The sequence below is a fragment of the Streptomyces sp. NPDC051738 genome (genome assembly GCF_044453205.1).
Classification (GTDB): Bacteria; Actinomycetota; Actinomycetes; order Streptomycetales; family Streptomycetaceae; genus Streptomyces.
The window spans coordinates 39,197-52,162 of the sequence record NZ_JBITCM010000025.1; the positions used below are offsets into that span (position 1 = coordinate 39,197).

General features: G+C 70.3%; 14 protein-coding genes and 1 pseudogene. 10 read left to right on the forward strand and 5 right to left on the reverse strand.

The window, feature by feature from the left end; all coding sequences use genetic code 11:
- Positions 1-3: 3 nt before the first annotated feature.
- The gene (locus ACIA8X_RS40045; protein ID WP_393443199.1) at positions 4-864 is read left to right on the forward strand and encodes a DUF4429 domain-containing protein; all 861 of its coding nucleotides are present in this window, start codon (positions 4-6) and stop codon (positions 862-864) included.
- Positions 865-1,028: 164 nt separating this feature from the next.
- Here the strand turns inward: ACIA8X_RS40045 and ACIA8X_RS40050 are convergent, their stop codons facing one another.
- Positions 1,029-2,045, reverse strand: a complete 1,017-nt coding sequence (locus ACIA8X_RS40050; RefSeq protein WP_393441830.1) for an aldo/keto reductase — start codon at positions 2,043-2,045, stop codon at positions 1,029-1,031.
- On the reverse strand, positions 2,042-2,545 hold the full coding sequence (locus ACIA8X_RS40055; RefSeq protein ID WP_399460376.1) for a MerR family transcriptional regulator: 504 nt from the start codon (positions 2,543-2,545) through the stop codon (positions 2,042-2,044). Before ACIA8X_RS40055 ends, ACIA8X_RS40050 begins: the two co-directional genes overlap by 4 nt.
- A 97-nt stretch (positions 2,546-2,642) precedes the next feature.
- Between ACIA8X_RS40055 and ACIA8X_RS40060 the strand changes: the two genes are divergently transcribed.
- Positions 2,643-3,113: a GNAT family N-acetyltransferase gene (locus tag ACIA8X_RS40060; RefSeq protein WP_393441825.1), complete on the forward strand. Its 471-nt coding sequence runs from the start codon at positions 2,643-2,645 to the stop codon at positions 3,111-3,113.
- A gap of 19 nt (positions 3,114-3,132) precedes the next feature.
- Positions 3,133-3,954: a serine hydrolase domain-containing protein gene (locus ACIA8X_RS40065; RefSeq protein ID WP_393441823.1), complete on the forward strand. Its 822-nt coding sequence runs from the start codon at positions 3,133-3,135 to the stop codon at positions 3,952-3,954.
- A 6-nt stretch (positions 3,955-3,960) separates the two neighbouring features.
- Here the strand turns inward: ACIA8X_RS40065 and ACIA8X_RS40070 are convergent.
- A pseudogene (locus tag ACIA8X_RS40070) lies at positions 3,961-4,434 on the reverse strand (MMPL family transporter); the annotation flags it as partial.
- Positions 4,435-4,473: 39 nt separating this feature from the next.
- Positions 4,474-5,127, reverse strand: coding sequence for a pirin family protein (locus ACIA8X_RS40075; RefSeq protein ID WP_393443197.1), 654 nt, complete (start codon positions 5,125-5,127; stop codon positions 4,474-4,476).
- A 109-nt stretch (positions 5,128-5,236) separates the two neighbouring features.
- Between ACIA8X_RS40075 and ACIA8X_RS40080 the strand changes: the two genes are divergently transcribed.
- The 5 genes from ACIA8X_RS40080 (at position 5,237) to fabF (ending at position 10,201) form a co-directional block, all read left to right on the forward strand.
- Positions 5,237-6,442 carry a PucR family transcriptional regulator gene (locus ACIA8X_RS40080; RefSeq protein WP_393441821.1) on the forward strand — a complete coding sequence of 402 codons (1,206 nt, stop codon included), beginning with the start codon at positions 5,237-5,239 and terminating at the stop codon, positions 6,440-6,442.
- A gap of 89 nt (positions 6,443-6,531) precedes the next feature.
- Positions 6,532-7,464 carry an ACP S-malonyltransferase gene (locus ACIA8X_RS40085; protein ID WP_399460377.1) on the forward strand — a complete coding sequence of 311 codons (933 nt, stop codon included), beginning with the start codon at positions 6,532-6,534 and terminating at the stop codon, positions 7,462-7,464.
- A 16-nt stretch (positions 7,465-7,480) separates the two neighbouring features.
- Positions 7,481-8,482, forward strand: coding sequence for a ketoacyl-ACP synthase III (locus ACIA8X_RS40090; RefSeq protein ID WP_393441815.1), 1,002 nt, complete (start codon positions 7,481-7,483; stop codon positions 8,480-8,482).
- 111 nt (positions 8,483-8,593) lie between these two features.
- Positions 8,594-8,842: an acyl carrier protein gene (locus ACIA8X_RS40095; RefSeq protein ID WP_093907866.1), complete on the forward strand. Its 249-nt coding sequence runs from the start codon at positions 8,594-8,596 to the stop codon at positions 8,840-8,842.
- Positions 8,843-8,929: 87 nt separating this feature from the next.
- Positions 8,930-10,201, forward strand: coding sequence for a beta-ketoacyl-ACP synthase II (fabF, locus tag ACIA8X_RS40100; RefSeq protein ID WP_393441812.1), 1,272 nt, complete (start codon positions 8,930-8,932; stop codon positions 10,199-10,201).
- A gap of 66 nt (positions 10,202-10,267) precedes the next feature.
- Here the strand turns inward: fabF and ACIA8X_RS40105 are convergent, their stop codons facing one another.
- Complete coding sequence (locus tag ACIA8X_RS40105) at positions 10,268-10,762, reverse strand: DUF3145 domain-containing protein (RefSeq protein ID WP_393441809.1); 495 nt, start codon at positions 10,760-10,762, stop codon at positions 10,268-10,270.
- A 254-nt stretch (positions 10,763-11,016) separates the two neighbouring features.
- Between ACIA8X_RS40105 and ACIA8X_RS40110 the strand changes: the two genes are divergently transcribed.
- Positions 11,017-11,910: an SGNH/GDSL hydrolase family protein gene (locus ACIA8X_RS40110; protein ID WP_393441806.1), complete on the forward strand. Its 894-nt coding sequence runs from the start codon at positions 11,017-11,019 to the stop codon at positions 11,908-11,910.
- Positions 11,911-11,920: 10 nt separating this feature from the next.
- Positions 11,921-12,898, forward strand: a complete 978-nt coding sequence (locus ACIA8X_RS40115) for an aldose epimerase family protein (RefSeq protein ID WP_393441804.1) — start codon at positions 11,921-11,923, stop codon at positions 12,896-12,898.
- Positions 12,899-12,966: the final 68 nt, after the last annotated feature.

Genomic DNA, 12,966 nt, shown 5'->3' on the forward strand with positions numbered 1-12,966 from the left:
ACGATGAGCCGCATGGGTGACGTACTGGCCGGATTTCATGCCGCCTGGGAGTTCGAGTCCGACTCCGTGCTCATCCGTTACGAACGGGGGATTCGAACGCCCAAGCTCTTTCAGGCTTTGGGCGAACGACGTGTTCCCCTCGATGCGATCGCCGGGGTGACGCTGTCGCCCGGGAAGCGCGGGACCGTCGCGCTGCGCATCGAGTTGCGGGCGGGCGCCGATCCGTTGATGGAGGCGGCGGCCGGGCAGCTGAAGGAGGGCGGGGATCCTTATCGGCTGGTGCTGCCGGCCGAGCGGGACGCTCTCGCTGAGTACTACGCCGACGAGTTGCGGGCGCAGCTGACGGAGTCCGGACCGACGGAAGAGTTCCTCGTTGCCGCGCCCGAAGTGCCGTTGCAGTTCAAGGCGTATGACGGGAAGGCGTCCTTCGACGGGAGCGTCGTTCGGTTCCGGTGGTTCTGGACGGGGGCGTCCTCGGCGAAGTGGAAGGCCGGGGACCAGAGCTTTTCGGTGGCCGAGCTGAGTGGGGTCGAGTGGCGGTCGCCGGAGGTGTTCGAGGGCCATCTACGGCTGTTGCGGCGGGACTCGGGCGAGGGGCAGGCGGTGCAGGCGGATCAGGATCCGGCGACCGTGGTGTTCGGGCTGGGGTATGGGCCGGTGCATGAGTCGTTGCCGTTCGCTGCCGCTGTCTTGGCGGCGGTTCGCTCCGCGGGTGGGGCGGCTGTCCCGGCTGCGGCTGTGCCGCGCCGGGATCCTGCCGATATCGCCGAGCGGATTCGTCACCTGGGGGAACTTCATCAGGCTGGGCTGGTGACGGATGAGGAGTTCTCCTCCAAGAAGGCCCAGTTGTTGGCGGAGTTGTAGGACTACGCGTCTGCCGGGGGCGGTTGTCGGTTGGCTGCGGGCCGGTTGTGGCTGGTCGCGCAGTTCCCCGCGCCCCTTAGGGCGTTGCAGATCCCGGCGCCTGGAAGGGCGGGGGCGTTACTCCCCGCCCTTCGAAGGGCGATACTCCTGCCCGCCGAGGGGCGTTACTCCCTGCCCGCCGAGGTGAAGGACATGTCCGTGTACCTGTTGCCCGCCACCTTCGATGCGATCGGCTCCAGCAGGGCCAACTCGTCCTCGGTCAGCGCGATTCGGGCGGCCGCCGTGTTCTCCTCCACCCGCGCCGGCTTGCGCGTGCCCGGGATCGGGATGACCGGGAGGTGGTGTACGGCCGCCTGTTGCTGGACCCAGGCCAGGGCGATCTGGCCCAGGGAGGCGCCGTGGGACTCGGCGACCGTGCGGATCGGGTCCAGCAGGGCGGCGTTCGCCGCCGCGTTCTCGCCCGTGAAGCGGGGCTGTTGGCGGCGGAAGTCGTCCGTGGTCAGGTCCTCGGCCTTGGCGAAGGAACCGGTGAGGAAGCCGCGGCCCAGCGGGGAGTACGGCACCAGGGTCACGCCCAGTTCGCGGGCCGCCGGGACCACGTTCGCCTCGATGTCGCGGCTGAAGAGCGACCACTCGGACTGGACGGCCGCGATCGGGTGCACGGCGTGCGCGTCCCGCAGTTCGCCGGCCGTCACCTCGCTCAGGCCCAGGTGCTTGACCTTGCCCTCGCTGACCAGCTCGGCCATGACGCCGACGGTCTCCTCGATGGGGACGTTCACGTCGCGGCGGTGCATGTAGTAGAGGTCGATGGCGTCGACGTCCAGGCGCTTCAGGCTGGCCTCGACGCACTGCCGTATGTAGGGCGTGTCGTTGCGGATGATCCGCTTCGTCGGGTCGTCCGGGTGGATCGCCAGGGCGAACTTCGTGGCGATGACGACCTCGTCGCGGTGCGCCTTGAAGAAGGGGGAGAGGAACTTCTCGTTCTCGCCCGCGCCGTACGCGTCCGCCGTGTCGTAGAGGGTGACACCGAGCTCCAGTGCGCGTTCCAGGGTCGCCCTGGACGCGTCCGCGTCCGAGGGGCCGTACGCGAAGCTCATGCCCATGCAGCCGAGGCCCTGGACGCCCACCTCGGGGCCCTGCGCGCCGAGTCGTGCGGTCGCGATCCTGCTGCTGTTCGTCATCCGGCCTGCTCCGTCTTCTCCTGCTGGTGCTTGTCCTGCTGGTACTTGTCCTGCTCGTACAGACGCCCCGCGTCCGCGTAGAAACTGATCTTCCGGTCGAGTACGGCCAGCGTGTCCTGCAGCTCGGCGATCCGGGCGAGGACGTCGCGGCGGGTCTCTTCGAGGAGTTCGAACCGCTCGCCGAAGGTGTGGTCGCCCTCGCGCACCAGCTCGGCGTACCGGACCATGTCGGCGACGGGCATGCCGGTCAGCCGCAGCTTGCCGACGAGGTCGAGCCAGTCCAGGTCGCGGTTGCAGTAGCGGCGCTGGCCGGTGTGGGAACGGTCGACGTGCGGCATGAGGCCGATCCGCTCGTACCAGCGCAGGGTGTGGGCCGTCAGACCGGTGAAGACGACGACCTCGCTGATCGTGTAGCTGTCCTGGCCTTCCGGGCGCCGGTGCGGGTGGGGCGGGGCGGCGCAGCTGTCGGTCCTGGTACTCGTGGTCTCCATCACCGTCATGTGCTCAACGCTATGGCCTTGGAGTGCGCTCCAAGCAAGCGGAAACGGTAAGAAAAGCGGGGGACGTGGCGTGATCGCCGTGGTTAGCGTGCGGCGTATGAGTCTTGTACGACGTGCCACGCCCGAGGACGCGGAGGAAGTGTTGCGTCTGCGTCAGGTGATGATCGACTCGCTGCCCGGTGGGGACGGCTCCACGGAGTGGCATACGGCGTCCCTTCCGGTGCTGAGAGGGAAGCTGAGCGAGGCGGACGGGGATTTCGCCGCGTTCGTCGTCGACCACCCGGACCGGCCGGAGGCGCTGGCCGCGCTGGTGGTCGGGACCGTCGACTACCGGATCGGGAAGGCCGGCAATCCGCACGGGCTGGCCGGGTACGTCTTCAGCGTCGCCACCGATCCCGAGGCGCGGCGTCGCGGGTACGCGCGTGCGTGCATGGACGAACTGCTGGCGTGGTTCCGCGAGCGGGGCGCCGGGCAGGTGATGCTCACCGCGTCCGCTGAGGCCGAGCCGCTCTACGCCTCCCTCGGCTTCGTCCACAAGCCGGACCCCACGATGATTCTGACGCTCTGAGCGGCATAGGGTCGTTCCCATGTCCTTGCAGAGCCTCGCGTTGATCGAGAACTGGCCGGTTCCCACCGCAGCGGCGGGTGTGGTGCGGGCCGACGGGACGGTCCTCGGGACCCACGGCCCCGTTGCCCACCGCTTCCCCCTCGCCTCGGTCACCAAGCCGTTGGCCGCGTACGCCGTGCTCGTCGCCTACGAGGAGGGTGCGGTCGAGTTCGACGAGGCGGCCGGGCCGGCGGGGGCGACGGTGCGGCATCTGCTCGCGCACACCTCGGGGCTGGCCTTCGACGAGCACCGGGTGACGGCCCCGCCCGGGGAGCGGCGGCTGTACTCCAACGCCGGGTTCGAGCAGCTCGGGGACCATGTCGCCAAGGCGACGGACATTCCGTTCGCGGAGTATCTGCGGCAGGCGGTGCTGGAGCCGCTCGGGATGACGTCGACGAGTCTTGAGGGCTCGCCCGCGAAGGACGGGGTGTCGACGGTCGAGGATCTGCTGCGGTTCGCGGCGGAGGTGCAGGCGCCGCGGCTGCTGGACCCGAGGACGGTCGCCGAGGCGATGACCGTGCAGTACCCGGGGACGAAGGGCGTGCTGCCGGGGTACGGGCACCAGAACCCGAACGACTGGGGCCTCGGCTTCGAGATCCGTGACGGGAAGTCGCCGCACTGGACGGGTTCGGCGTCCTCGCCGCGCGCGTTCGGGCACTTCGGGCAGTCGGGTACGTTCCTGTGGATCGACCCGGCGGCGGGCGCGGCCTGTGTCGCGCTGACGGACCGGGCCTTCGGGCCGTGGGCGGTCGAGGTGTGGCCGCCGTTCACGGACGCGGTGCTCGCCGAGGTCGGGCGGTAGGCGCGGTCAGCCGCCCTGACGGTCCGCCCCGGGCTCCGGGAGGGCGCCGAGTTCCTCGCCCGTTCCCTCCGTGTCGATGTGCGGCAGGATCCTGTCCAGCCACCGGGGCGTCCACCAGGCGTGCCGGCCCAGCAGGGTCATCACGGCGGGCACCATGAGCAGCCGGACCACGGTGGCGTCGATGAGCACGCTGACGGCGAGGCCCAGGACCAGCATCTTGACCACGATGTTGTCGCCGATGATGAAGGCAGCGAAGACGCTCACCATGATCAGCGCCGCGCAGGTGATCACGCGCGCGGTGATCTCCAGCGCGTGCGCGACCGCGCCCTTCGCGTCCCCGGTGCGCAGCCACGCCTCGTGCACCCGGGACAGCAGGAAGATCTCGTACTCCATGCTCAGCCCGAAGATGATGGCGAACATCATCATCGGCACATAGCTCTCGATGGGCACCTTGCCGTTGACGCCCAGCGCGGGCCATTGGACGCCCCCTGGACCACTGCGGCACCTCGGGCCCCACGCCTATCCGGCCAGCTCCCAGACCAGCAGTTCCGCCGCGCTCACCGCCACCGCCTCCACGTCCTTGGCGTCCGTGACGCGCGCCGCGTCGCCGGCCGCCAACTCCTCGCCGTCCAGGCGCACTTCACCGCGCACGACATGCACGTACACATACGCCGCGTCCGGCACCGCCGTCCGCTCCCCCGCCCCCAGCCGCCGTATATGGAGCATCGCGCCCGCCTCCGGGACGGCGTACGGCGTCGAGTCCGCGATGCCGTGGACGATCTCGTACGACGGGTCGCCGCCCGGCGACAGCGGGGCCAGCCAGGTCTGCACGAAGGTCAGCGGCGTCTCGGCGTCGTTGCGCTCCACGTGCCGTACGCCGCCCGCCGAGCTGAGCCGCTGGACGTCCCCGGGGCGGACCCGGGTCTCGTGGCCGGTGGAGTCTCGGTGGGTCAGCTCGCCCTCGACCACCCATGTGACGATCTCGGTGTGGCTGTGCGGGTGCTCGTCGAAGCCGGCGCCGGGGGCGAGCCGCTCCTCGTTGCAGGCGATCATCGCGCCGAAGCGGAGGTTGTCGGGGTCGTAGTGCGGGCCGAAGGAGAAGGCGTGGCGTGACGCGATGCCCGCTGCCTCATCCCCTCCGGGGTAGCGCTCCGCGGCGCGCCGTACGTCCATCACGGGCACCACCGTAGACCCATCGGGGACCTTGTCCGGGACCTGCCGAGGAGCTCACCCGCGACCCCTCTGGCACGCGCTCGCGTCCGGATAAGGCAGTCTTGTCCCCGTGCCCGAACCCGAAGCCAGTAAGTCCCCAGCCTCCGTGCACGACGTCCACGCGCACTCCGCGACCCTGAAGCGGCTCGAGAAGTCAGCCGGTTCTCTCGCCGCGCAGGCCATCGCGCGGATGGACGAGACACTGCCGTGGTACCGGGCCATGCCCCCGGAGAACCGTTCCTGGATCGGTCTCGTCGCCCAGGCCGGTATCGCCGCCTTCACCGAGTGGTTCCGGCATCCGGACGCGCCGCAGGCGATCTCCACGGACGTCTTCGGGACGGCCCCGCGCGAGCTGACCCGGGCCATCACGCTGCGGCAGACCGTCGAGATGGTCCGGACGACCATCGAGGTCATGGAGTCGGCCATCGACGAGGTGGCGGCGCCCGGCGACGAGAACGTGCTGCGGGAGGCGCTGCTCGTCTACGCCCGGGAGATCGCCTTCGCCACCGCCCAGGTCTACGCCCAGGCCGCCGAGGCACGCGGTGCCTGGGACGCGCGTCTTGAGTCGCTCGTCGTGAACGCCGTGCTCAGCGGCGAGGCCGACGAGGGTGCCGTGTCGCGGGCCGCCGCCCTCGGGTGGAACTCGCCCGAGCATGTGTGCGTGGTGCTCGGGACGGCGCCCGACGGGGACAGCGAGCTGACCGTCGAGGCGATCCGGCGGGCCGCCCGGCACGCCAAGCTCCAGGTGCTCACCGGGGTGCTCGGGGACCGGCTCGTCGTCATCGCGGGCGGCAGCGACAATCCGATCGCCGTGGCCAAGTCGCTGATCGGGCCGTACGCCGCCGGGCCGGTCGTCGCGGGGCCCGTCGTACCCGATCTGCTGGCCGCCACCCGGTCCGCGCAGGCCGCGGCGGCCGGGCTGAAGGCGTGCACCGCCTGGCAGGACGCCCCGCGGCCGGTGCTCGCCGACGATCTGCTCCCGGAGCGCGCCATCGCGGGCGATCCCAGCGCGCGCGAGCAGTTGGTGGAGGAGATCTACAGACCGCTGGAGGAGGCCGGGTCGGCTCTTCTGGAGACGCTGTCCGTCTATCTCGAACAGGCGAGCAGTCTGGAGGGCGCGGCGCGGATGCTCTTCGTGCATCCCAACACCGTGCGCTACCGGCTTCGACGTGTGACTGACGTCACCGGCTGGTCGCCGTCCGATGTACGCTCCGCGTTCACTCTGCGCATCGCGCTGATCCTGGGGCGTCTGGTCGACGGCGATCTCCAGCTCTAGGCTTTTGTCGGGGGCCCACAAAACCCCCTCGTGTTCTTCGTCCTTGTCCCCACGGGCGGCGTCGGCCGTCCCCAAGAGAGAGTGTGAGAGTGCTCGTACTCGTCGCTCCCGGCCAGGGCGCCCAGACGCCCGGCTTCCTCACCCCCTGGCTCGAACTGCCCGGTGTCCGCGGTGCCCTGGAGGCATGGTCCGACGCCGTGCAGCTCGATCTCGTCCGTTACGGCACCGAGGGCGACGCGGAGGAGATCCGCGACACCGCGGTGGCGCAGCCGCTGCTGGTGGCCGCCGGACTGGCCTCCGCGTACTCGCTGTTCGACGACCCCGCCGAGCTGCCGCGCAAGGTCGGCGCCATCGCGGGGCACAGCGTCGGTGAGCTGACCGCGGCCGCGCTCGCCGGGGTGCTCCCCGACGAGGAGACCGTCCGGCTGGTGCGCGCCCGTGGCCTGGCCATGGCCGAGGCCGCCGCGATCACCGAGACCGGTATGTCGGCGCTGCTCGGCGGCGACCCCGAGGTGAGCGTCGCGCACCTGGAGAAGCTCGGCCTGACCCCGGCGAACATCAACGGCGCCGGCCAGATCGTCGCCGCCGGCACGATGGAGCAGCTCGCCGCGCTGAACGAGGACAAGCCCGAGGGCGTGCGCAAGGTCGTCCCGCTGAAGGTGGCGGGTGCCTTCCACACGCTCCACATGGCCCCCGCCGTCGACAAGCTGGCCGAGGCCGCCGAGGGGCTCGCCCCCGCCGACCCGAAGCTGACCTACGTGTCCAACAAGGACGGTCAGGCGGTCGCCACCGGCGCCGAGGTGCTGCGGCGCCTCATCGGGCAGGTCGCCAACCCGGTCCGCTGGGACCTGTGCATGGAGACCTTCAAGGCGCTCGGCGTCACGGCCCTGATCGAGGTGTGCCCGGGCGGCACCCTGACCGGTCTGGCCAAGCGTGCGCTGCCCGGCGTGCAGACCCTGGCGCTGAAGACCCCCGACGACCTGGACGCGGCTCGCGAGCTCATCGCAGAGCACAGTGCCTGACAAGGAGCCCGAGAGCATGTCGAAGCTGAAGCCCAGCAAGGGCGCCCCGTACGCGCGCATCCTCGGTGTCGGCGGCTACCGTCCGACCCGGGTGGTGCCCAACGAGGTGATCCTGGAGACGATCGACTCGTCCGACGAGTGGATCCGTTCGCGCTCCGGCATCGAGACGCGGCACTGGGCGAACGACGAGGAGACGGTCGCCGCGATGTCGGTCGAGGCGTCCGGCAAGGCGATCGCCGACGCCGGGATCTCCATCGAGCAGATCGGCGGCGTGATCGTCTCGACCGTCTCGCACTTCAAGCAGACCCCGGCCGTCGCCACGGAGATCGCCGACAAGCTCGGCACGAACAAGGCCCCCGCCTTCGACATCTCCGCCGGCTGCGCGGGCTTCGGCTACGCCCTCGCCCTGGCCAAGGGCATGATCGTCGAGGGCTCCGCCGAGTACGTCCTCGTCATCGGCGTGGAGCGGCTGTCCGACCTGACCGACCTGGAGGACCGGGCGACGGCCTTCCTGTTCGGCGACGGTGCCGGCGCGGTCGTCGTGGGCCCGTCCCAGGAGCCGCACATGGGCCCGACCGTGTGGGGCTCCGAAGGCGACAAGTCCGATGCGATCAGGCAGACGGTGCCGTGGACGGACTACCGCGATGGCGCGGTCGACAAGTTCCCTGCGATCACGCAGGAGGGCCAGGCGGTGTTCCGCTGGGCCGTGTTCGAGATGGCGAAGGTCGCCCAGCAGGCGCTGGACGCGGCCGGGATCACCCCGGACGACCTGGACGTCTTCATTCCGCACCAGGCCAACGAGCGGATCATCGACTCGATGGTGAAGACACTCAAGCTGCCGGAGCACGTCACGGTCGCCCGCGACGTGCGCACCACCGGCAACACCTCGGCCGCCTCGATCCCGCTCGCGATGGAGCGGCTCCTGGCGACCGGCGAGGCGAAGAGCGGCGACACCGCACTGGTCATCGGATTCGGGGCGGGTCTCGCATACGCCGCCACGGTCGTTACTCTCCCCTAGGCACTCCGTGCCGGATCATGCGAACCGGTACGGGAAAAGGCACCACCTGCCGCTGCCGCGGCGGGCGCCAGCTCGCTGAACAACCCTGAACAACTACGAAGGAGCGCCAACATGGCCGCCACTCAGGAAGAGATCGTCGCCGGTCTCGCCGACATCGTGAACGAGATCGCCGGCATCCCGGTTGAGGACGTCCAGTCGGACAAGTCCTTCACCGACGACCTGGACGTCGACTCGCTGTCCATGGTCGAGGTCGTCGTCGCCGCCGAGGAGCGCTTCGACGTCAAGATCCCCGACGAGGACGTCAAGAACCTCAAGACCGTGGGCGACGCGACCGACTACATCCTCAAGCACCAGGGCTGATCCCACCGATCAGGCCTTCGGGCTGAACTGCCCCGCCACCCGGCGGTGGCGCCGCTGAATCCCCATTCCGTTGGAGAAAGAATTCCCGTGAGCTCGACCAATCGCACCGTGGTCGTCACCGGTATCGGCGCAACCACACCGCTGGGTGGCGACGTAGCCTCTACCTGGGAGGGCCTGGTCGCCGGACGTTCCGGCGTCAAGCCCCTGGAGCAGGAGTGGGCCGCCGAGCAGGCGGTCCGTATCGCGGCGCCGGTCGCCGTGGAGCCGACCGAGGTCATCCCGCGGCCGCAGGCCCGCCGACTGGACCGCTCGGCGCAGTTCGCGCTGATCGCGGCCAAGGAGGCATGGGCGGACGCCGGGTTCGAGGCCAAGGCCGGCGAGGACCCGACCGTCGACCCCGACCGCCTCGGTGCGGTCATCGCCTCCGGCATCGGCGGCGTGACGACGCTGCTCGACCAGTACGACGTGCTCAAGGAGAAGGGCGTACGCCGCGTCTCCCCGCACACCGTCCCCATGCTGATGCCGAACAGCCCCTCCGCCAACGTGGGTCTGGCCGTGGGCGCCCGTGCGGGCGTGCACACGCCGGTCTCCGCCTGCGCGTCGGGTGCCGAGGCCATCGGCTACGCCATCGAGATGATCCGCACCGGCCGCGCCGACATCGTCGTCGCGGGTGGCACGGAGGCGGCGATCCATCCGCTGCCGATCGCCGCGTTCGGCAACATGATGGCGATGTCCAAGAACAACGAGAACCCGCAGGGCGCGTCGCGTCCCTACGACGTCGCCCGCGACGGCTTCGTCCTCGGTGAGGGCGCCGGTGTCGTCGTCCTGGAATCCGCCGAGCACGCCGCGAAGCGCGGTGCGCGCGTGTACGCCGAGGCGGTCGGGCAGGGCATCTCCGCCGACGCGCACGACATCGTGCAGCCGGAGCCCGAGGGGCGCGGCATCTCGCAGGCCCTGCAGAACCTGCTGGACCGCAACGACCTCGACCCGGCGGAGATCGTGCACGTCAACGCGCACGCGACGTCTACGCCTGCCGGTGACATCGCCGAGTTGAAGGCGCTGCGGAAGGTGTTCGGCGACGATGCCGATCACATGGCGGTGTCCGCGACCAAGTCGATGACCGGGCATCTGCTGGGTGGTGCCGGTGGTGTCGAGACGGTGGCGACGGTGCTGGCGCTGTACCACCGGGTGGCTCCGCCGACCATCAACGTCGAGAACCTCGACCCGGAGGCCGAGGCGAATGCCGACGTCGTGCGTGGTGAGGCGCGGAAGTTGCCGGTGGATGGGCGGATCGCCGCGTTGAACGACTCGTTCGGGTTCGGTGGGCACAACGTGGTGCTGGCGTTCAGGACCATCTGAGAAGCGTCCATACGTACATGAAGGGCCCCCACCCGAAAAGGTGGGGGCCCTTCATGTGTCCGAGCTTCAGACCACCTGGTGCAACCAGCGGACCGGGGCTCCCTCGCCCGCGTACCGGAACGGCTCCAACTCGTCGTCCCACGGCTTGCCCAGGAGCTTGGCGATCTCCGCTTCCAGGTCGGTCTCGTCGCGCTGTGAGCGGGCCAGGGCCGCCCTCAAGCGGTCCTCGGGGATCAGGATGTCGCCGTGGATGCCCGTCACCGCGTGGAAGATGCCCAGGTCGGGCGTGCAGCTGTAGCGCTCGCCCTCGGCCGTGGGGCAGGGCTCGGCCGTGACCTCGAAGCGCAGCAAGTGCCAGCCGCGCAGGGCCGACGCCAGTTTGGAGGCCGTGCCGACCTCGCCCTGCCAGCTGAACTCCGAGCGCCAGGTGCCGGGCGCGGCGGGCTGCCGGATCCAGTCGAGGTTGACGCGCGTGCCGAGGACGCCGGCGACGGCCCATTCGACGTGCGGGCACAGCGCGCGCGGCGCGGAGTGCACGTACAGAACTCCACGTGTCGTCACCGGTACCTCCGGGCAGAGCGGACATCTTGCGAACTGGCGGACGATCGTGGCCGGGCAGCCACGTTGATGGCGAGGCTACCGTGCGGCGGCGCAAGGAGTGTGACGTACCGTCGCTCCCGATGCCGCCAAACGTCCGCCATTCACCCGGCAGGACGCTTGTACGGGTGTGAGCCGTTGCATGAGCCGGGTGGGAACCCTTGTGCGTTGTTATTGGTTGGAAACCATGACGGGGCTTACGAGGGGATGGACCAGGTATGCGGAAGCGTCGGCACGTTGCGCGTGCTGTGTTCGCCGCCGTGACCGCGGGGGCCGTGCTGGGCGTCGCCGGGTGTGACGCCGTCGGCGGCAACTCCCCCGCCCCGTCCGGCACCGAGGCGCAGAGCGCGCGGCCGTCGCCGAAGCCGACCCCGGCCTGGGACCGCAGCCCCGCGTCGATCGCGGCCGTGGGCGACTCCATCACGACCGGTTTCGACGCCTGTACGGTCCTGTCGGACTGCCCCGAGGTCTCGTGGGCGACGGGCAGCAGTGCGCAGGTCGACAGTCTGGCCGTACGGCTGCTGGGGAAGGCGAAGGCGGCCGAGCGGAGCTGGAACTACGCGGTGACCGGGGCGCGGATGGCGGACGTGGCCCGGCAGATGGGCCGAGCGGTGACGCACAAGCCGGAGTTGGTTGCGGTGATGGCGGGGGCCAACGACGCCTGCCGGGACACGGCCGACGCGATGACCTCGGTAGCCGACTTCCGGACCCAGTTCGAGGACGCCATGAGCACTCTGCGGGACGCCCTGCCGAAGGCGCAGGTGTACGTCGCGAGCGTGCCGGATCTGAAGCGGCTGTGGGAGCAGGGCCGTACGAACCCGCTGAGCAAGCAGGTGTGGAAGCTCGGCATCTGCCCGTCGATGCTCGGTGACCCCGACTCCCTCACCACGACGGCGAACCAGCGGCGCGCGTCGGTGCAGGGGCGGGTCGAGGCGTACAACAAGGTGCTGGAGGAGATCTGTGAGAAGGACCGCCGGTGTCGTTTCGACGACGGCGCGGTGTACGAGTTCCGCTTCGGCGCCCGGCAACTGAGCCAGTGGGACTGGTTCCACCCGAGTGTGGACGGTCAGGCGCGGCTGGCCGAGATCGCCTACCGGACCGTCACGAACTAGTGTTTCGCTCATGAGCGAACACTTCGGCACACTATCCGACGGCACCGAGATCCGGCGCTGGACCCTGGAGCGCGCGGGCGTGCGGGTACGGGTGCTGTCGTACGGCGGGATCGTGCAGTCGCTGGAGGTGCCGGACCGGGACGGGCGTACGGCGAACGTGGTCCTGGGCTTCGCCGACCTCGACGGTTATCTGTCCCACCCGGGGCCCTATTTCGGCGCCCTCATCGGGCGGTACGCCAACCGGATCGCGGGCGGTCGCTTCCCGCTGGACGACGTGACGTACGCCCTCGAACCCAACAACCCGCCAGGCTCCCTGCACGGCGGAGAGCACGGCTTCGACAAGCGGGTGTGGGAGGTGACGCCGGTCGAGCACGGGGTGCGGCTCAGCCGGGTCAGTCCGCACGGCGAGGAGGGCTTCCCCGGGCGGCTGGAGGTGTCGGCGACGTACACCCTGTCGTCCGACGGCGCGCTCGGGATCGCGTACGAGGCGGTGACGGACGCGCCGACCGTGGTGAACCTGACCAACCACGGCTACTTCAACCTCGCCGGGGCGGGGTCCGGCAGCGCGGGCGGCCATGAACTGCGGCTGGCCGCCTCCCGGTTCACCCCCGTCGACGCGGATCTCATCCCGACCGGTTCCCTGGACGAGGTCGCGGGCACCCGCTTCGACTTCCGGGAGGCTCGGAAGGTGGGCGCGGGGTACGACCACAACTTCGTGCTCGACAAGGGGGTGACGGGGAGCCCGGAGCAGGTCGCGGAGTTGTACGACCCGTCGACCGGGCGGGCGCTGACGGTGGCGACCACCGAGCCCGGCCTCCAGCTTTACACGGCCGACCATCTGACCGAGCCGTTCGCCCCGGGCGACGGGATCGCGCTGGAGACGCAGCACTTCCCGGACTCCCCGAACCGGCCGGAGTTCCCGAGCACGGTGCTGCGGCCGGGTGAGGTGTTCCGTTCGGAGACGGTGTACGGCTTCTCAGCCCGCTGAGTTGCCGCCAGAAGCCCCGGCCCGGGCGTCAGGACCCGGACCGGGACTGTTCCTGGGGTACTTCTCCC

Coding starts and splice junctions, on each gene's coding strand:
- ACIA8X_RS40045 (WP_393443199.1), top strand. CDS start 4: ATGAGCCGCATGGGTGACGTACTGGCCGGATTTCATGCCGCCTGGGAG.
- ACIA8X_RS40050 (WP_393441830.1), bottom strand. CDS start 2,045: ATGACGAACAGCAGCAGGATCGCGACCGCACGACTCGGCGCGCAGGGC.
- ACIA8X_RS40055 (WP_399460376.1), bottom strand. CDS start 2,545: ATGACGGTGATGGAGACCACGAGTACCAGGACCGACAGCTGCGCCGCC.
- ACIA8X_RS40060 (WP_393441825.1), top strand. CDS start 2,643: ATGAGTCTTGTACGACGTGCCACGCCCGAGGACGCGGAGGAAGTGTTG.
- ACIA8X_RS40065 (WP_393441823.1), top strand. CDS start 3,133: ATGTCCTTGCAGAGCCTCGCGTTGATCGAGAACTGGCCGGTTCCCACC.
- ACIA8X_RS40075 (WP_393443197.1), bottom strand. CDS start 5,127: ATGGACGTACGGCGCGCCGCGGAGCGCTACCCCGGAGGGGATGAGGCA.
- ACIA8X_RS40090 (WP_393441815.1), top strand. CDS start 7,481: ATGTCGAAGCTGAAGCCCAGCAAGGGCGCCCCGTACGCGCGCATCCTC.
- ACIA8X_RS40095 (WP_093907866.1), top strand. CDS start 8,594: ATGGCCGCCACTCAGGAAGAGATCGTCGCCGGTCTCGCCGACATCGTG.
- ACIA8X_RS40110 (WP_393441806.1), top strand. CDS start 11,017: ATGCGGAAGCGTCGGCACGTTGCGCGTGCTGTGTTCGCCGCCGTGACC.
- ACIA8X_RS40115 (WP_393441804.1), top strand. CDS start 11,921: ATGAGCGAACACTTCGGCACACTATCCGACGGCACCGAGATCCGGCGC.